At 70.8% G+C, this 17,158-nt stretch carries 15 protein-coding genes and 2 pseudogenes; 4 read left to right on the top strand and 13 right to left on the bottom strand.

Annotated features, from left to right (window positions below; all coding sequences use genetic code 11):
• Window positions 1–143: 143 nt before the first annotated feature.
• Window positions 144–559 (bottom strand): annotated as a pseudogene (locus BLW57_RS00190) (helix-turn-helix domain-containing protein); the annotation flags it as partial.
• Window positions 560–572: 13 nt separating this feature from the next.
• Complete coding sequence (locus BLW57_RS00185) at window positions 573–2,765, bottom strand: telomere-associated protein Tap (protein WP_093471250.1); 2,193 nt, start codon at window positions 2,763–2,765, stop codon at window positions 573–575.
• A gap of 742 nt (window positions 2,766–3,507) precedes the next feature.
• Between BLW57_RS00185 and BLW57_RS00180 the strand changes: the two are divergent.
• Window positions 3,508–3,798, top strand: a pseudogene (locus tag BLW57_RS00180) (3-beta hydroxysteroid dehydrogenase); the annotation flags it as partial.
• A gap of 279 nt (window positions 3,799–4,077) precedes the next feature.
• Here BLW57_RS00180 and BLW57_RS00175 read toward each other — a convergent pair.
• From BLW57_RS00175 to BLW57_RS00155, 5 genes are all read right to left on the bottom strand, one after another.
• The gene (locus tag BLW57_RS00175) at window positions 4,078–4,266 is read right to left on the bottom strand and encodes a DUF1272 domain-containing protein (protein WP_093471248.1); all 189 of its coding nucleotides are present in this window, start codon (window positions 4,264–4,266) and stop codon (window positions 4,078–4,080) included.
• A gap of 118 nt (window positions 4,267–4,384) precedes the next feature.
• Entirely contained in the window at window positions 4,385–5,293 is a 909-nt protein-coding gene (locus tag BLW57_RS00170; protein ID WP_093480423.1) for a phosphotriesterase family protein, read from the bottom strand.
• The gene (locus BLW57_RS00165; RefSeq protein ID WP_093471247.1) at window positions 5,290–5,874 is read right to left on the bottom strand and encodes a DUF4865 family protein; all 585 of its coding nucleotides are present in this window, start codon (window positions 5,872–5,874) and stop codon (window positions 5,290–5,292) included. The genes BLW57_RS00170 and BLW57_RS00165 overlap by 4 nt, the downstream gene beginning before the upstream one ends.
• 15 nt (window positions 5,875–5,889) lie before the next feature.
• Window positions 5,890–6,279: a (R)-mandelonitrile lyase gene (locus tag BLW57_RS00160; protein WP_093471245.1), complete on the bottom strand. Its 390-nt coding sequence runs from the start codon at window positions 6,277–6,279 to the stop codon at window positions 5,890–5,892.
• Between the two features lie 5 nt (window positions 6,280–6,284).
• On the bottom strand, window positions 6,285–6,860 hold the full coding sequence (locus tag BLW57_RS00155) for a TetR/AcrR family transcriptional regulator (protein ID WP_256339298.1): 576 nt from the start codon (window positions 6,858–6,860) through the stop codon (window positions 6,285–6,287).
• A gap of 763 nt (window positions 6,861–7,623) precedes the next feature.
• Between BLW57_RS00155 and BLW57_RS00150 the strand changes: the two genes are divergently transcribed.
• Together BLW57_RS00150 and BLW57_RS41760 are read left to right on the top strand one after the other, a co-directional pair.
• Entirely contained in the window at window positions 7,624–7,920 is a 297-nt protein-coding gene (locus BLW57_RS00150; protein WP_093471242.1) for a hypothetical protein, read from the top strand.
• Window positions 7,921–8,184: 264 nt separating this feature from the next.
• Entirely contained in the window at window positions 8,185–8,652 is a 468-nt protein-coding gene (locus BLW57_RS41760; RefSeq protein WP_218138100.1) for a hypothetical protein, read from the top strand.
• A 304-nt stretch (window positions 8,653–8,956) separates the two neighbouring features.
• Here BLW57_RS41760 and BLW57_RS00140 read toward each other — a convergent pair whose 3' ends face one another.
• The 6 genes from BLW57_RS00140 to BLW57_RS00110 all read right to left on the bottom strand — a co-directional run bounded on the left by BLW57_RS00140 (window position 8,957) and on the right by BLW57_RS00110 (window position 15,614).
• Entirely contained in the window at window positions 8,957–9,313 is a 357-nt protein-coding gene (locus tag BLW57_RS00140; RefSeq protein WP_093471241.1) for a hypothetical protein, read from the bottom strand.
• 299 nt (window positions 9,314–9,612) lie between these two features.
• A complete protein-coding gene (locus tag BLW57_RS41885; protein ID WP_256339297.1) occupies window positions 9,613–9,783 on the bottom strand; it encodes a hypothetical protein in 171 nt (56 codons plus the stop codon).
• Window positions 9,784–10,484: 701 nt separating this feature from the next.
• Window positions 10,485–12,398, bottom strand: a complete 1,914-nt coding sequence (locus BLW57_RS00125) for an amylo-alpha-1,6-glucosidase (protein WP_093471239.1) — start codon at window positions 12,396–12,398, stop codon at window positions 10,485–10,487.
• Entirely contained in the window at window positions 12,395–13,750 is a 1,356-nt protein-coding gene (locus tag BLW57_RS00120; RefSeq protein WP_093471238.1) for an MGH1-like glycoside hydrolase domain-containing protein, read from the bottom strand. Before BLW57_RS00120 ends, BLW57_RS00125 begins: the two co-directional genes overlap by 4 nt.
• Entirely contained in the window at window positions 13,747–14,547 is an 801-nt protein-coding gene (locus tag BLW57_RS00115; RefSeq protein ID WP_093471236.1) for a sugar phosphate isomerase/epimerase family protein, read from the bottom strand. Before BLW57_RS00115 ends, BLW57_RS00120 begins: the two co-directional genes overlap by 4 nt.
• Window positions 14,548–14,567: 20 nt before the next feature.
• Complete coding sequence (locus BLW57_RS00110; RefSeq protein WP_093471235.1) at window positions 14,568–15,614, bottom strand: zinc-dependent alcohol dehydrogenase; 1,047 nt, start codon at window positions 15,612–15,614, stop codon at window positions 14,568–14,570.
• Between the two features lie 127 nt (window positions 15,615–15,741).
• On the opposite strand from BLW57_RS00110, the gene BLW57_RS00105 reads away from it, so the two are divergent.
• The gene (locus BLW57_RS00105; protein WP_093471233.1) at window positions 15,742–17,145 is read left to right on the top strand and encodes an ABC transporter substrate-binding protein; all 1,404 of its coding nucleotides are present in this window, start codon (window positions 15,742–15,744) and stop codon (window positions 17,143–17,145) included.
• Window positions 17,146–17,158: the final 13 nt, after the last annotated feature.

Here is a 17,158-nt window from a genome sequence, read left to right as displayed (position 1 = left end):
CCACGGCCTCGCCGCGCTGGTGGCTCCGCAAAAAGGAGTGGTCCGGCCACGGGGGGACCGCATCACCGAGCTGGAGGAGCGCCGCCGGCCAGGACCCCGGCGGCGGAGGCCACCGCGGCCAAGCGCAGGTGCAACTCTCCCTATCCGGCTTCCTGGGCTTGGAAGAGGCGGTGGGGTGGCAGGGCGAGGTGAGGTGGCGTGTGCGGTGCGTCGTCGGTGCTGCCGGGGGCGGCGGTGTAGCCGAACCGGGCGCGGACGTCGATCATGATGCCGCCGGTGGTAGCCGCGGCCTGCTTCGCCTTGGCCCTATCTGCGGCTTCCAGCGCACGCGGACCTCACGCTCGAGACGGTCGGCGAGCTCCGGCCGGGGCTTTCTGATCTGGTTCTTCACGTAGCGTTCGACGGTGCGCTGGCTGATGCCGAGGAGCTCGGCCACGCGCCTTGTGCTGTGCTAGTGCTGGCGGACCAGCTAGCGCATCTGCGCGCCGGCGGTCTTCGGGATGGGGCGCGTGAACGCCCCCTGGACCGCCTTGTCGAGTTCTTCGCCGACCGTCACCATCGCCGTAACTGACCTATTCTCCGGTGTCCTTGGTGGTGACCTCGCCGGTCTTGATGTAGCGGGCGAGGTTGGCGACGTGGTCGTCACCGGCGAGCTGTTCGAGGACGTCGGCGCCCCACAGCACGCTTTGGGTGCCCTCGTGCTTGACCATCCCTGGGGAGACGCCGAGCCGGAAGGAGCCGGGCACGGTCTTGCCGTCGGCGTTGTAGGGCAGGACGTCCAGCGGGCCGGGCCCGTCGGCGGCGTACACGGCGCAGTCCGACAGAACCGCGACCGGGTACCGGCCGGTGGCCGCGGCCAGGTGCAGCATCTTGCGATGCATGCTGATCCGGGCCCGGGAGATCACGACCGCGCGGATGTCGGGCCGCCACGTCGGCCGGGACAGAGCTGGCCAGGCCTGCCCTGGCTTCCAGCCTCCGCCGCGGGCCTTCTCCCGGAGCTTGCCGATGCCGCCCTTGACGGTCATCTTCACCGCGTCCACGACGATGCCCAGCTCACGGTCACGGCTCTTGTAGCCGTCCATCGCGGTCAGGAACTCGGCCGGGGGCAGCTTCTCGGCGACACCCAGCTCGGCCATGGTGTGGACGTAGGCGTCGCGCAGCCGCTTGTACCAGCCATCCAGGAACCGGCCGCTCTCGCGGCGCACCCACGCCTCCAAGGGGGCCACCTCGTAGCCCAGTTCCATCGCGTAGGCCACGGTGGGGGTGGCGTACCAGGCCGGACCCGCCGGACGTTCGCCGGTCGGTGTGAACGGGCTGGGCAGCAGGTCTCCTTCGAGGTCGCGCCACTGCTTGCCGACCTTCACCCGGTTCGGGTCGACGTGGGAGAGGTCGACCAGCCACGAGCCGGGCAGCGCCGCATCGAAGGCCGGGTTGGTGACGTGCACAGGCGGTGATGCCAGGCCGACGACGGCGCCGTTGGCGCCTGCGGCGAACGCCAGGTTGACGTCGAGGCCGACCAGGTGGCGCTTCGTGCACTCTGCGTCGGTGAGGTCCCGTGCCCAGTCGTAGGCCTCCTCGAACAGCTTCTCGTCGGGGCCGCGAACATGGAACCGCGGAAGGTCAGCGAGAACCGGGTGTCCGTCGGTCGCCTCGCACGGCGCCGGGTCCATCGGCTCGGTACCGAGGGAGCCGGGCCGGTGCTCGGAGTGGCGCCGGCCGTCGGCGTCCGGTTCGCTCGCCCGGGTCGGCGGGTTCAGCGCCGTCATCAGCTGCAGCCCAGTGACGGCCGCAGACCCGACCGGGGTCATCACCCGCGTCGCGTACAGGCCCAGCACCCGGGCGAGCTCTGCGGGCTCGAGCTGGGCGGCGTGGCCCCAGGCACGGTCGTCGAAGGCGTGCCAGGACGGGATGCACAGCTGCACGCACTGCCGGCGCCCGCCGTGGGCGGGGCGGTAGATCCGCGCCCACGGTCCCAGCCCTCGCTTGGTCAGCTTCCATTCGGCGCGCTGAAGCTGCTTGAGGATCTTGTGCCCCTCGGGGAGCCGCCCGGCGAGCCGCTCCTCGTGCGACAGCGTGGCGGGCAGGCCGTAGCGCTCGCACGCGGCCTCGGTGAGTACCAGCAGCGGGTCGGCGTCCTTTCCAGAGCCGTGCAGCCGCTCCGCCCCGAGCTGCGCCTCGGTCAGTGTCCAGTCGACGAGGGCGGGGAGGGACTTGGCGGGTACGTCGAGGATCAGTCCGCCGATGCCGTAGCCGGTCACGTTCCGGTCGGTGTCGGCGTCGAGGACGAGCAGCGGGCCGTGCGCGTACGCGCCACCGGTGGCGGGCGAGGGCGCCTGGGCCGCCTTCTTCACGCCCGGGCGACGCGAGGCCGTCGCCGGCCCAGCGGGGGCAGCGCCGGTGTCGGACGCGGCCGGGGCCGCAGCATCGGGCTCCGGGGCGGTGGGTGCAGGCGGCGCCTTCGGTGCTGTGCGGGGAGCGGTCTGCGGAGCAGCGATGTCTTCCTGCGGTGCCCCGGTGCTTGCGGTTGCGGGGTAGAGCTGTGCGAGTTGCTTGAGTAGGCGCGCGTACGCGTCCCGCTGCGGCGGACGCGGCTCGGTCTTGCCCGACTCCCAGTCACCGACGGTCGCGCGCCGCACGCCGAGGGCCGCGGCCACTTCGTCCAGGGTGAGCGCATGAGCCTGGCGCAGCCGCCTGCGCTCCACCGGCGGCGGCAGCGGCGACCGGGACGCCACCAGCGCATCCACGGCGTCGAACAACTCGGACATGAGGCACCTCCGCTCCCACTCTAGCGGGCGAGACGTACAGGTAGCGAACATCTATCGTTCATCCTGCGTACAGAGCGGGGCCTAGAGGCGCAGACGTCGCTTCTGAGTTCTGTAGCCGCTGCACACCGTCGGCCCGTGGGACGGCGCCGCGGCTGCGACGCGCGGTCCGCGCCCTCATCGGCGAGCAGACGCGCACCATCACCGTCCTCGCGATCGCCTACGCCGGCTGACTCTCCCGCGCGCAACCCTGCAGCTCCGGGCTTCAGTCCTCAACACGACAACCCGCACGAACGATCAACCCGCACGAGCGCTCCGGCATGCTTGGGATGAGACCACGGGGCAGCACTCACCAACACGTCAGGTGCAGCACGGCTGGCGGAACAGCGAACACATCGCCAAGCGGAAGTTCAGCATCTGGGTGGGCGAACGCGGCACCAATGCCAGGCGCCCGCAGAACAGACCGGCCACATGGTGATGACCTGGCCGAAGGAGCCATAGCCTCGCCCCGTGCTGGGGCCGCATCGGCGGCACTCTGAGCCGGCGGCAGAGACCCGCACCCCCAGAGGAGAGAGCGCGGTCCCGCAGGCTGCACTGACCGGTGCGTCAATCAGCAGCTGGAGGTTCCACGCCCGTGCGTCCCCAAAAGCGAGAGACCCCGAAGGGCCGCTTCCAGGGCCAAACCGTCGGGATCTGCGCCCCCGGGGAGTGCGGGTCTCTGCTGGCCGCCGGAGTGCCGCCGAGCCTGTTCCGTCTCGCGGTCGAGAAGGCCCCCGCGGGATCGGTGCTGCACGGTGTCGCGGAGGACGGTGTCCGCATCCGCGACATCGCGGAGGTGATCGGCCAGCACCTGGACGTCCCGATTACCTCCGTCGCGCCCGGGGCCGCGGCCGAGCACTTCGGTTTCCTGGGGCTGGACGCGCGGGTGTCGAGCGACCTGACCCGTGAACTCGTCGGCTGGGAGCCGGTCCACCCGGGTCTCCTCGCTGACCTGGACAAGGAGCACTACTTCCACACCCTTGCCCCTACCGCCTGACGTGCGCCGCGCACGTGCAGCGGTCTCAGCGGTTCCCGCCCCGGCCCCGACGGGCGTCGAGCTCGGCAGCGGCATGCCACCACGCGGGCGGGCGCGGTCCGCGAAGCCCCGGCGAACCTCCGGCGGGGCGAACGGCATCCAGCCGATGCCCGGTCACGCGGTCAAGTGCGCACGGCAGCCGTCGACGGGAGCCGCCCCCACAGGTTCCGGTGGGCGGCGACACGGGTCCAGGCGGCCGCTCGGCGGTGTGTGCACGGGCTCATGCTGCCGGACGTACGGTCAGGCCGCCCCGGCCGTCCGGCGGGGGCGAGCGACCAGTTCGCCGCCGCAGTTGGGGCAGACCTGCCCCAGGGCCGCGCCGCATGCCTCGCAGAAGGTGCACTCGTACGAGCAGATGCGGGCCGGGCCGTCGGGCGGCAAGGGGGCGGCCGTACAGCGCTCGCAGCGGTCACGCATCTCCAGGGCCATGGCGGTGTTGTCTCCTCGGAGTGGGGCGGGCGGCCGTCGCCCCCCATCCTCCGGCGGGCCGCCGGAGCCGCCAACGGCTGCAAGGGCCACGGAACCGCAGGATCGGGCCACCGCCCGCTCACTTCCAGTCGACCGCGAACGCCTGCCCCGGATGGACTCCGAGGATGCGGTCGACCAGCTGCGTGCCCAGCACCTGCGTCAGCCGCGGCCGCACACGGCGCAGCAGGTATGGCATCCCGGGGCCGCCGTTTACCGAACGGGCCCCGGCGACCACCGTGTCCCCGCCGAGCAGCAGCCGGTCCGCGAACCCCGCGTCCGCCAGGGCCTGTAGCGCCTCCGGCATCCGCCAGTCTGTGGCGTGATGGGCGCGGGACGGCCCGTCGAAGGCCAGCCAGCAGCCCGACGCGGCGGCCTGCCGCTGCACCACCGGATCGGGGAAACGGTTCAGATGACCGAGGACGATCCGGTCCCCCGGCACCTCCAACTCGCCGCACAGCAGGTCGAGTACGTCCAGCGCACCGGTGCCCAGCTCCAGGTGGACGGCGATGGGCGCACCGGTGGCTTGATGGGCCTCGGCCGCCGCCGCCATGGTCCAGCGGGCGTGCGCGTCGAGCGCGTGGAAGCCGCCCGCCACCTTGATCAGACCAGCCCGGACACCGGTGGTCCCGATGCCCTCGGTCAGCTCCGCGACGAACACCTCGGCCAGCCGGCCGCGCAGCCCCTGCAGCATCTGCGCCGGGTAGTGCGCGGCCTGGTGCAGTCCCGTGGCGCAGACCAGCCGCACACCGGTGGCCCGGGACAGCGTCGGCAGGTCCGCCGTCCGCCGCCCCATTCCGTACGGCGTCCACTGCACGACGGCCGCCCCGCCCGCCGCCCGGAATGCGGCCAGCTCGGCCCGTGCCGCGGAGGCGTCGTCCAGCTCCTGGCTGGGCAACTGCGGGCTGCGCAGGAAGAGATGGTCGTGCGCGTCGCACACCCCCAGTTCCCCGGGTCGGACGTCACCGAGGACGGTGCGGACGCGGCTCACCACTGCCGGCCGCGCGGGAGCCGGTCCCGGCCGGGGGCGGAGAGGTGCAGCACCTGGAAGAGGTCCCCGTCGTGCTCGGGCGTGGCGTGCTCCCAGAGGGAGAAGTGCACGACCTCCCACGCGTGCGTGTCCACGGCTGCCGCCGCCAGTACCGCACCGTCCTCCGCGGCCAGCCGCGCCGTCTCGGCCGCGGTCTCCGCCATGAACGCGGCCAACTCCACGCCGTCAGGCACCGCTTGGCGCCGGCGCAGGGCGAAGCCGGGCGCGGATCCGGTCGCGGCGCCCTCCTCGAACGCCAGGCCCGACCACTGCCGGACCGCCGGTCGCCCGAAGTCGTCGACAGGCCCCTGGAAGGCGCCACCCCAAAGGAACCTGTTCATGCCCTCGGCGGTGTTCCACAGGTAGAACGGCCCGTACTGGTTGACCGGCGAGCCGTGCATCCCGCGCTCGCGCAGCACGTACGTCTTGATGCCGAGGCCCTCCCAGTCGTCCAGCAGATGCCCGACGCGGGCGACACGCGAGCGGATGACGCCCATGTCGTAGTCCGCGGGCAGGGTGAACTCGTACTGCATGGCGTGCATGTCCCGGTTCCCTTCTCAGGCGGGGTAGTCGTGCACGTGCTCGTGCCATTCGGTCGTCGTGCCGTCCGCGGCGGCCTCCACGACCGCCAGGTGGCTCATGAAGGTGCGCGGCCCGGCACCGTGCCAGTGCCACTCGCCCGGCTCGATCCACACCGTGTCGCCCGCGCGGATCTCCTCGACGTCACCGCCCTTGCGCCGCACGAGCCCCTCTCCCTCCAGGACGTGCAGCACCTGCCCGTGCGGATGCCGGTGCCAGGCCGTGTGGGCGCCGGGTGCGAAGTGGACGTTGAACATGCGCAGCCGGGACGGGGTGGCGGGCGCGGCGATCTCGTCCAGCCAGACCGTGCCGGTGAAGTTCTCCGATGGGCCCTGCTGCGTGTCGGGGCGCCGTCTGGTGATGTGCACGTGCCTCAGTTCTCCTGTCTGTGAGTCCGGGGTGCGAGCAGGGAGAGCAGGCCGCGGACCCCGGCGTCGAAGGCCGCGGGGGAGCCGGAGGCGCGGGCGAGGACGTAGCCGCCCTGGACCGTGGCGACCACGGTCGCGCCGATCTCCTCGCCGTCCAGTTCCGGCGCGAACTGCCCTTGCCGTTTGCCCTCGTCGACGATCGCGGCGATCCGCTCCCGGATGCACGCGATCGTCTCGTCCACCGGCGCGCGCAGCTCGTCGCTGGCGATCACGTCCGGATCCATGGTCAGCCGGCCGACCGGGCAGCCGCGCAGCACGTCACGCTCGCGCAGCAGATACGCCTCGATCCGGTCGTACGGCGTGCCCGGTCCGCCGAGGACCCGTTCGGCGCTGGCGCGCAACTCCTCGGCGGTGCGCCGGATCGCCGCCAGGGCTAGGTCCGGCTTGCCTTTGAAATGGTGGTACATGCTGCCCTGGCCCGCGCCCGCGCGCTCCAGGATCGCCTTGGGGCTCGTGCCCACGTACCCGCGCTCCCACAGCAGTTCACGGGTGGACTCGATCAGGCGTTCCGAGGTGCTCATGCACCTACTGTACATACTAGTAGTTACATTCCACCAGCCCGCTGGCGCCCGCCGCGTATGAGGCCCTGGCCCTGGTGCCCGGGGTCAGGCGACCCCGGGGATGAAAGACTCCGCCGGGCGCACCGGGGCGGGGATCTCCTGTCCCAGCTCGCCGCCCGAACCGGAACTGGTCATCCTCAGGCGCCGATCGGGGCCTACGAGAAGACTTCACCGAGTGGCTCAGCCGGTGGCGGACCAGTTGCAGCCACTGGGGAGACGGTCCGAGGTCGCGTTCTTCCGCTCGCAGTCACAACAACTGGGTCTACACACCAGCCTCGCCACCACCACGACGACCGTTAAGGACGAAATCGCCGACCGGTGGGCAGCGCAAGACGAGTTCAGCGCCGTCTGACGTCCGAGTGGTGGCAGCGGCCGGACAGGGCGGTCATGCCCGCGGCCGGGGCGGCGATGAAGCGGCGCGCGAAGCTGCCCGTGCGCATGGCGCACCGGGGCGCCGGCCGTCGTGTCAGCCGCTATCCGCCGGGAATGGGACCGAAAGGCCCATGCGTACAACCCGCGAGTGTGCTGGGGCGTTGCTCCGTCGGCGGACAAGCCGGCGGCCGGCGCGGCGGCAGGTCGACAAGCCGTGGACAACGCGGCGGCGTCGACGGCGGTGTCAAGCCCCGAAAACCCGGCGCATGACCCCGCCAGGGTGCCTCCGGCCTACTGGAACCAAGGCCAAGGACGCCAGATAGGCGCCCTTCACTACCAGCGGGAGACACCCATGGCTCGCACGATCCGCAACAACTCCGTCCGCCTGAGGTTCGCGACGATCGCGGCGGCGGCCGCAGCGGTCACGGGAGGCGTCGTCCTCCCCGCCACCACCGCGATGGCCGCCCCCACAACCGGGGTACCCACCGCCTCGCCGGTGGATCCGGTGGACCCCCCGCTAGGCCCCTTCGAGGCGGACCCACCCCCGGTGGCCCCCCCATTGGTGACCTGGGGGTATACCGAGCCCGACGAGCATTCGGACGAGCCGGTGGACCCCAGCACCATCCTCGAAAAGGGCCTCGGCGACTGAGAACGACGACGGCGGTGAACCGGGGCCCGGTACCCGGCCCTCGGCACCGCCCCGGGCAGCCGCGGCCCACATGGGGCGGCATCGTCTGCCGTGCCTGTGCAGCTTCACCGCCCGGCTCTGCAGCCCGGCGGCCGGTGGTGGAGGGACGGGTCAGCCGATGAGTGGGCCGGTCGGGGGACGCACGGGGGCGGCCGGGCGGGCTGAACTGAATACACGAAAGGCCGACCGGCCCCAGTCCCCGAACAGCTCCCGAAGGATCTCCCCATGCTGAACGCCCGACGTCACCTCGCCGCCCGCCTCGCCGGCATCTCCTGCATCGCCGCCGTGGCCGCCGGAACCCTCGGTGTCGCCAGCGCAGAGGCTGCGCCGATGCACCACAGCGCCTCGCACGCCAGCAGCCACCACCAGCAGCACCAGCAGCACCACGGTAAGAACAACAGCAACAGCAAGAACAGCGCGTCGAAGAACGCTGCCATGCCGAAGGGCGGCAACACGCAGGGTGGTACGCAGGGCGGTGGCTCCGGCAACACGCAGGGCGGAACCCAGGGCGGTGGCTCCGGGAACACGCAGGGTGGTACGCAGGGCGGTGGCTCCGGGAACACGCAGGGTGGTACGCAGGGCGGTGGCTCCGGGAACACGCAGGGCGGAACCCAGGGCGGTGGCTCCGGGAACACGCAGGGCGGTACGCAGGGCGGTGGCTCCGGGAACACGCAGGGCGGAACCCAGGGCTGATCACTGACAGGTCGGGGCCCCGCGGAGGAAGTATCCGCGGGGCCCCGACACGCTCGCTTCGGTGATCGCGGCGTGTAGACCTGCCGGATCTTGCTCTTGTCGGATCTTGCTCTGTACCACCTACCCAACCGCTGAGCCCCCGGAGGGCCTAACGCTGCGTAGAGCACCACCGGCCGCCGGGCTGCAGAGCCGGGCGGTGAAGCTGCACAGGCACGGCAGACGATGCCGCCCCATGTGGGCCGCGGCTGCCCGGGGCGGTGCCGAGGGCCGGGTACCGGGCCCCGGTTCACCGCCGTCGTCGTTCTCAGTCGCCGAGGCCCTTTTCGAGGATGGTGCTGGGGTCCACCGGCTCGTCCGGCTGCTCGGGCTCCGCCGGGGGGGTGTACCCCCAGGTCACCGGGGCGGTCTCCTCGTAGGGGTTCGGCGGGGCCTTGTCCGGGATTTCCAGCGGAGGATCGGGCTGTACCGGGGGTGGGTCCGCCTCGAAGGGGCCTAGCGGGGGGTCCACCGGATCCACCGGCGAGGCGGTGGGTACCCCGGTTGTGGGGGCGGCCATCGCGGTGGTGGCGGGGAGGACGACGCCTCCCGTGACCGCTGCGGCCGCCGCCGCGATCGTCGCGAACCTCAGGCGGACGGAGTTGTTGCGGATCGTGCGAGCCATGGGTGTCTCCCGCTGGTAGTGAAGGGCGCCTATCTGGCGTCCTTGGCCTTGGTTCCAGTAGGCCGGAGGCACCCTGGCGGGGTCATGCGCCGGGTTTTCGGGGCTTGACACCGCCGTCGACGCCGCCGCGTTGTCCACGGCTTGTCGACCTGCCGCCGCGCCGGCCGCCGGCTTGTCCGCCGACGGATCAGGGCCGCTTCCAGGGCCAAACCGTCGGGATCTGCGCCCGGGGAGTGCGGGCCTCGACTCGGAGGCCGGCCGTCTGTGCCGCCGAGACGAGCCCGTACGCGGCGGTCCGGCTACAGCTCGAATTCGAGGTCGATCAGGTCGGTGAGTTCGACTTCGAGGCCGTGGGCGCGGCGGCCGTTGTCGCGGAAGTAGACCTCGCCCAGGGCCTCGGCCGCCCGACGGTCGCGCGGCGCAAAGGTGCGCGAAGGATGCCTCGGACCGGAGACGTTCGGGGTTGTCACTCAAGCGCAGGCCGGGGTTCCGGGTGTCGAACCACAGAGATCCGCAGAGCTGAGGCCGGCGTATCTGCCGGTGGGCCCGGTCTCCCGGACGACGTATCGGCCGGGCGAGATGGCCCAGTGCGACCTGTGGTTTCCCGAGGCCGACATCCCGCTGGGCTATGGGCAGACGGGACGGCCGCCGGTTTTGGTGATGGTGTCCGGCTACTCGCGGGTCATCGCCGCGAGGATGCTGCCCTCGCGCCGGACCGGGGACCTGATCGACGGGCACTGGCGGCTGCTGACCGCCCGGGGTCGTCCCCAGGATGCTCGTCTGGGACAACGAGGCCGGCGTCGGCAAGTCCCCATCACGATCCAGGGCAAATCATGATCTTCTACGACATCATGCACGGTGTGGATGACTGCGCAGCCGTGCAGCATGCCGGGCCTCGACTCGCGCCCGAGCGATCCGAGTGCGCAATTCGTCATCAGGGAGCCCCGCCGGAAGCGCGAGCTCCTTGACCGCCACCTTGCACTCGAGCGTTTGGTCATAAGCGAGGAGCAGGGCACCGGCCCGCCCAGGAAAGCTGGAACGCTGAGGTGGCCCTTACGCGCCGCGCCATCCGGGCGTGGGAGGAGCCGGTGCTTCCCGGAATGCTGCAGACCGCGGACTGTGCCCGTGGGATCGTCTCGGAGTTTCTTGCTACGGATCTGTGTATTGACTGTCATACGGTGCTCAGTGCCGTGCGCAGGGCGAGTGGCGTTGCAGCGGCCCAGGCCTGTGGTGAGCATGAGTGAAGGTAGGGCACTGGCCGGGCACTGGCTGTGCGGTCGTAGCCGGCCAGTACCTCGGGTAGGCGGTAGTTGTGATGCGTTGCTGCTTCGATGAGGCCTTCGGCGACTGTGTGTGTCTCCTCGGCGAGCTCGTGGCGGGCGAGGCCCAGTGCGATGACTGCGTTGTCGTGTGGCCAGGCACTGCCGCGGTGGTAGGACAAGGGGTGGTAGGGCTTCTGTCCGGTGGCCAGAGTGCGGATTGCCCAGCCGGAAAAGAAGTCCGGCTGCAGGAGGCGCTTTCCCACCTGCCGGGCGAGGTCTGGGTGGAGTATTCCTGACCAGAGCAGATGGCCGGCGTCTGAGGCCAGGGCGTCGACCTGACGGCCGTTGCCGTCCAGCGCGAGTGCGGGAAACTCGGCCTGCGGCATCCAGAAGTCGGTGTGGAAGCGGGCGCGCAGTGCTGCGGCGGCGTCGTGCAGGTGCTGTGCGTAGGCGTGGTCCTGCCAGACGGTGGCGGCCAGTTGGGCCGTGCGGACCAGCGCGTCGTAGGCGTAGCCCTGGACTTCTGAGACAGCGATGGGGCCCTGTGCCTGGGTGCCGTCGGCGAAGCAGATAGCACCTGCCGAGTCCTTCCAGTTCTGGTTGACCAGGCCGTCTGGATCAGGTTGGTAGACGAGGTAGCCATGCTTGTCGAGGCCGCCGTGGGAGAACATCCAGTCGACGGCTCGGCGGGCATGCTGCTCCAGCCGTACGGCGACGGTTTTGTCGCCGGTCGTCTCGTGGTGGGCGTGGAGCAGCACCAGGAAGAGGGGGGTGGCGTCTACGGCGCCGTAGTAGCGGCCGTAGGGGATCTGCCGGAAGTGGGCCAGTTCGCCGTGGCGGGTCTCGTGGACGATGCGTCCGGGTTGTTCTCCGCTGATCGGGTCGTGGTGGCGGCCCTGGGTGGCGGCGAGGGCGCTGAGGGTGGCTGCTGCCGTTTCGGGGCGGTAGGGCAGCAGGAAGTAGGAGGTCAGGAGTGAGTCACGGCCGAACAGGGTGAGGAACCAGGGGATGCCCGCCGCGGGCACGTGGACCTCTTCGTCGTCCACGCCGGTGAGCGGGATGGTCAGCAGGTCGACGTCGGCCAGGCCTCGCTCACAGGTGCGGGTCAGGTCATCGGCCCCGGCGGGTGTGTGCTGCTTCGGCCGCATGATGGTCGGTGAGCCGAGGGCCGGTAGTCCGTGCGGCTGGGCGCGTACGGTCAGGTGCAGGTCGGCCTGGCCGTGGGCGGCCAGTGGCAGGTGCCAGGTGAGGGTGCGGGCGGTGGGGCGCTGGGTGTCGTGAGCGCTGTCGTGGCCTGCGGGCGGGGGGTCGCAGGTGACCGTTGTGCGGGAGTGCCAGTCGGCCCGGCGGTAGTCGAGCTCGAGGCCGGTGCTGGTGTGGTGGACGCTCCGGTGGCCGTCGGCTTTGTCGTAGTGGCGGTCGTCGGCGCGGAGTTCGAACAGATCGGCGAAGTCGGCGTCGAGGGTGATCTGTACGCGGGCGGTGACCGGGTCCGGTCGGTTGCTGACGAGGCGCAGGTGCTCGGTCAGCGCTCCGGCGGTGATGTTCTGGTCGCGGAAGACGGTGTAGGCGGGTGGGTGGTCCCGGGTGCCGCGGGGTGCCAGGACGCATGTGGAGGCGTCGTCGGTTGAGGCTGTGGCGGGTGCGAGCGGGATGGGCTCGGTGCCGTCGACGGTGAGGTGCCAGAGGCTGAGGTGGCGGGCGTCGCGCAGGAACAGTCCGTCGGGTGCGGTGCCGACGGTCCCGCTGATATTGCCTGCATCGTCGAGGCGGGCGAAGGTGGCGTCGCGCACCAGCTGGACGAAGTCGTCGGCCGGATTCATGGCGTGGGCTCCTTGAGGTCGGCGCTGAGCAGGTCGAGGGCGAGGGCGGCGGTCCAGGAGAAGTTCCGGGCGCCGCGTGCGGCACCGGTGGTGGGGTCGATGTACTCAGCGAAGCCGGAGTGTTCCGCTTCGCCGAGGAAGCCCTGCCGTAGACGTTCGGCGCTGTGGTGCAGGCCGTGGGTGCGCAGGCCGCGGTGGATCAGCCAGGCGGTGTTGAACCACGCGGGGCCGCGCCAGTAGCGCTGAGCGTTGAAGGCGTGGCCGGTGAGGTCGTAGCTCGGGACGAGCCGTGTGGCGGGTGCCGTGAAGCGTGGGCTGCCGAGTGTCTGGGCGAGGCGGTTGACGATGTGGCGCGGCAGGCGGGGTGCGAGGAGCGGGATGAGGCCGGTGACGGAGTGTTCGTCGACCAGGGTGTCGGTGGTGAGGTCGCGGACGCGGAAGGTGCCGGCGTCGTCGTCCCACAGCCGGGTCACGAGGTGGTCGGTGAGTTTCTCGGCGCGCGCCGTGTGGGGGGCCGGGTCTGCTCCGGTCTCCTCGGCCATCGCGGCCAGGGCGTGTTCGCCGGCGATCAGCAGTGCGTTGAAGGAGGGGTCCTCCACCGCGAAGGTGTGCCGGCCGCTGCGGTCGTCGTAGCCGGTGTTGCGGTAGTCGGCCACGAGGCGGACATATCGGCCGTAGTCCAGGTCGGTGGGCCGGTCGGCGGGGTGCCCGTGGTCGAGGTCGGCGCGACGGAAGGCGTCCGCAGCGGCGGGCACGACGCGCTGCAGTGCCTGGTCCCAGCACGGGCTGTTGTCCATGCCCGGCTCCCATGGATGGATCACGGCGGCGAGGCCGCCGCCGCCGAGGTCACGGTGGTCAAGGAGGTAGTCGTGCCAGGCCGTGAGGCGGGGGAGTACCCGGTTGAGGAAGGCACGCCGCCGCGATTCCTCGGGGTCGGTGTGGTGGACGAGCCACGCCGCCAGCGCGTGCACGGGCGGCTGGACGATGCCCGAGGTTTCCGGTGCGGCCGGAGCGCCCGAGGTGCGGCCGCAGGTGGAGGAGCGCCAGAAGTCGGGGCTGGGGAAGTAGGCGTCGTCGGGGACGGCGGAGTTGAAGACGATGTGCGGTATGCGGCCGTCGGTCCACTGGGCGGACAGCAGTGTTTCCAGCTCCTGCTGGGCCCGGCGCACCGACAGGTGACGCAGGCCGATGGCGATGAAGGCGGAGTCCCAGCTCCACTGGTGGGGGTAGAGGGTGCGGGAGGGAACGGTCGAGTGGCCGGTCCAGTTGTCGAGCAGGACCCGTACCGCACCGCGCCGGAGGGTCAGGTCTGCGGCGCGGTGCGGTACGGGCCGGTCCAGGAGGGACGTCACGCGGCGGACCTCGTGAGGAAGGAGGGGACGGAGCGGACGGCTTCGACGGGGTCGCCGGTGAGCCGGCTTTCGAGGGCGAGATGGCCGTCGTAGCCGATGCTGTGCAGGGCGCCGAGCCAGGCGGGCCAGTCGAGGTGCCCGGCGCCGGGCTGGAAGCGGTTGGAGTCGGACACCTGGGCGTGTCCGATGATGTCGGCGTGAGCGAGTATGGCGGCCGCGGGGTCGGTTTCCTCGATGTTCATGTGGTAGCTGTCGATGCCGATTTTGATCGAGTCGAGACCGGCTGCTCGGATGAGGTCGGCTGCTTGTTCCAGCCGGTTGACCATGTGGTCCTCGTACCGGTTGAGGGGCTCGAGGAAGAGGGTGACGCCTTCGCTGCGTGCGTGTTCGCCCAGTTCGCTCAGACCGGACAAGAGGACTTCGCGGTCTTCGGCCTCGCTGCGCGGTGGTTCGAAGGGCGGCAGGCGGCGGGAGAACATGCCGTAGGAGGCGGGAGTCTGAGCGCCCACGCCACCGATCTCGGCGATCACGGTGAGCTGGGACTTCATCTGGGTGATGGCGTCACGGCGCTGCTCGGCGTCGAAGGCGCCGAAGAAGTGGAGCATGTCGACGCAGACGGTGGGCATGACCACGCCGTCCTTGCGTGCCTGCTGCAGTTCGTCGAGGCGGGAGGCGAAGTGCAGGTCTCCCTTGCCGCGCAGTTCGATGGCGTCGTAGCCGGCTTCCTGGGCGAACTCCCACTTCGCCTGCAGGGTGTTGCCGGGCAGGAGCTGTTCCTGCGCTGCGGTTTTGAACATGAGGGGGCCTTTCGGAGCGTTCAGAATTCCAGCACGACCTGCAGCGCCTCGGCGGGGCGCTCGTCCAGCAGGACGTAGGCGTCGGCTGCGTCGGCGGCCGGGACGACGTGGCTGACGAGAGAGGTGACGTCCACCTGTCCTTCGGCGACCAGGCGCAGGAAGGTCTGCTGGAGGCGCTCCACGGTCCAGCGGTGGGACAGGTGGGGCGGGACGCCGCCGATCTGTGAGCAGATGAGCTGGACGCGGTTGTGGTGGAACTCGTCGCCGAGGCGCAGGCCGATGCCGTCGCCCTGGTAGAAGCCGGAGGCTACGACCCGGCCGCCGACGGCGACGGAGCGCAGGGCCTCGTGCAGGGCGGGGTAGGCGCCGCTGATTTCGATGGCGAGGTCGGCGCCGGTGCCGGCGGTGGCGTCGCGGACGCGTTCGGCGACGTTGTCGGTGCGGGCGTTGAGGGTGTGGTGGGCGCCGTAGTGCTTGGCGGTTTCCAGGCGGCTGTCGAGGGCGTCGACGGCGGTGACGCGGGCGCCGTTGAGCTGGGCGAGGCGGGTGGTGAGCAGTCCGATGACGCCTTGGCCGAAGACGGTGACGTCTTCGCCGAGGTGGATGTCGCCGGCCAGGACTGCGTTGTAGGCGATGGCTCCGACGCGGGCGAAGGCGCCGGCCAGTGGTTCGAGGCCGGTGGGGAGGGTGTGGCCGATCATGCGTTCGGCCGGGACGATGCCCTCGCTGCGGTGGCCCCAGATGCCCCAGACCAGGTCGCCGGGCTGGGGGAGGCCGGGTGTGCCGGCCAGGTCGGGGGCGATGTCGAGGACCTCGCCGACCTCGGAGTAGCCCCAGCCGGCCACGGGGTACTGGATGCCGGCCGCGTCGTCGCGGAACAGGCGTGCCTCAGGGTCCCAGGTGCGGGTCAGGTAGGGGTTGGTGCCGCGGTAGGCGGTGAGTTCGGTGCCGGCGGAGATGCCCGAGTAGCGGGTGCGGACCCTGAGGTGTCCGGGGGGCAGAGGGGCCTGAGCCTGCTCGAGTATTTCGACCTGGCGGGGGCCGGTGAACTGGACGACGCGTTCCACGGGGGCTCCGGAAAGGGGAAGTGGGTGCGGGTTGTGTCGACAATATCCCTCACTTATGTCTTGTCAACCAGCAAAAGTGGTGCTGTGATGCGTATCCAGCAGACGTAAGTCGTAGCGAGGACATGCAATGCACACCAAGAGCCGGCGGTCGAAGACGATCGCGGTGGGCATCACGGCAGCCCTTGGTCTGGGGCTGCTCACGGGCTGTGCCAGCAGCACAGGGCCTGGGAAACCTGACCGGGAGATCACGGTCTGGTCCCAGGAGAACCTTCCGGACCGCGTCACCGTGACGCAGAAGATCATCAAGGGGTTCGAGAAGCGAACCGGCATCAAGGTCCATCTCGTCGGCGTCGACGAGGGCCAGATGCCCCAGCTGATCATGTCGGCCGCCGCCTCCGGCTCACTGCCGGACGTCATCGGCGCCGCCCCCATGGGTCAGGTCTGGCAGATGTACAGCAATGGCCTGCTCAACACGGACATACCCCAGCAGATCATTGCCGAGCTGGGACGCACGACCTTCAATGCCAACGCGCTGAGGCTGACCTCGGACGCCGGCACGCCTCTCGGCGTGCCCTCCGACGCCTGGCTGCAGCTGCTGGTGTACCGCAAGGACCAGTTCGCCACCAAGCACCTGCGAGCCCCGGACACCTACTCGGCAGCACTCGACGCCGCCAAGGCGCTGACAGCCAAGGGACGGTACGGGATGTCCGCGGCCACCGACCCGGGCGACGCCTTCACCTCCCAGAGCTTCGAGAGTGTCGCACTCGCCGACGACTGCCAGCTCGTCGACGACCACCACCAGGTCGCCCTCTCATCGCCCGAGTGTGAGACCGCTTTCAAGACCTACGATGCCCTCGCCCGCGCCTACGGCGCACCGGGCACCCAGACCGTCGACTCCACCCGCGCCACCTACTTCGCGGGCCAGTCCTCCATGATCATCTGGTCCTCTTTCCTCCTGGACGAACTCGCCGGCCTGCGCAAGGACGCCCTGCCCAGCTGCCCGCAGTGCAAGGACGACCCGCACTACCTCTCACGCAGCAGCGGCATCACGACCGCGATGCAAGGCCCCGACGCAACCGACCCGGCCCAGTTCGGCGAGATCACCTCATGGGTGACCACCAAGACCGCCGAGAGCGCCGCCTCCCGCCAGTTCATCGAATACATGATGGGCACCGGTTACGAGTCCTGGTTCGGCATGGCACCCGAAGGCAAGATCCCCGTCCGTACCGGTACCACCGCCCAGCCCGGGCGCTACCTCGAGGCCTGGCGCCACAGCGAGATCGGGGTCGACACCAAGAAGCCCTTCGACCAGGTCTACCCCCCGGCCCTGCTCAACAAGCTGGCAGCCGGCGTCAGCAACATGCGGCGCTGGGGCATCACCCAGGGCGAGGGCGCCCTCGTCGGCGCCACCAACGGCGAACTCCCCGTGCCCAAGGCGATCGGCGCCATGACCAGCGGCCAGACCTCCCCCTCCGAAGCGGCCCGGGAAGCCGACGACGAAGTCTCCGCCCTGCAGAAGTCCCTGAAGTAGCCGCCCCCCTTGT

This window comes from Streptomyces sp. 1222.5 (assembly GCF_900105245.1).
Taxonomy (GTDB): domain Bacteria; phylum Actinomycetota; class Actinomycetes; order Streptomycetales; family Streptomycetaceae; genus Streptomyces; species Streptomyces albidocamelliae.
Note: the sequence above shows the minus strand (reverse complement) of the source record. Positions and strands in the feature narration are given on the sequence as shown.

Bases quoted from the DNA above. Each gene is read 5' to 3' on its own strand.
- BLW57_RS00115 (WP_093471236.1), bottom strand. From the start codon at position 14,547: ATGTTCAAAACCGCAGCGCAGGAACAGCTCCTGCCCGGCAACACCCTG.
- BLW57_RS00185 (WP_093471250.1), bottom strand. From the start codon at position 2,765: ATGTCCGAGTTGTTCGACGCCGTGGATGCGCTGGTGGCGTCCCGGTCG.
- BLW57_RS00175 (WP_093471248.1), bottom strand. From the start codon at position 4,266: ATGGCCCTGGAGATGCGTGACCGCTGCGAGCGCTGTACGGCCGCCCCC.
- BLW57_RS00165 (WP_093471247.1), bottom strand. From the start codon at position 5,874: ATGCACGCCATGCAGTACGAGTTCACCCTGCCCGCGGACTACGACATG.
- BLW57_RS00155 (WP_256339298.1), bottom strand. From the start codon at position 6,860: ATGAGCACCTCGGAACGCCTGATCGAGTCCACCCGTGAACTGCTGTGG.
- BLW57_RS00150 (WP_093471242.1), top strand. From the start codon at position 7,624: ATGGCTCGCACGATCCGCAACAACTCCGTCCGCCTGAGGTTCGCGACG.
- BLW57_RS00125 (WP_093471239.1), bottom strand. From the start codon at position 12,398: ATGAATCCGGCCGACGACTTCGTCCAGCTGGTGCGCGACGCCACCTTC.
- BLW57_RS00105 (WP_093471233.1), top strand. From the start codon at position 15,742: ATGCACACCAAGAGCCGGCGGTCGAAGACGATCGCGGTGGGCATCACG.
- BLW57_RS41760 (WP_218138100.1), top strand. From the start codon at position 8,185: ATGCTGAACGCCCGACGTCACCTCGCCGCCCGCCTCGCCGGCATCTCC.
- BLW57_RS00140 (WP_093471241.1), bottom strand. From the start codon at position 9,313: ATGGCTCGCACGATCCGCAACAACTCCGTCCGCCTGAGGTTCGCGACG.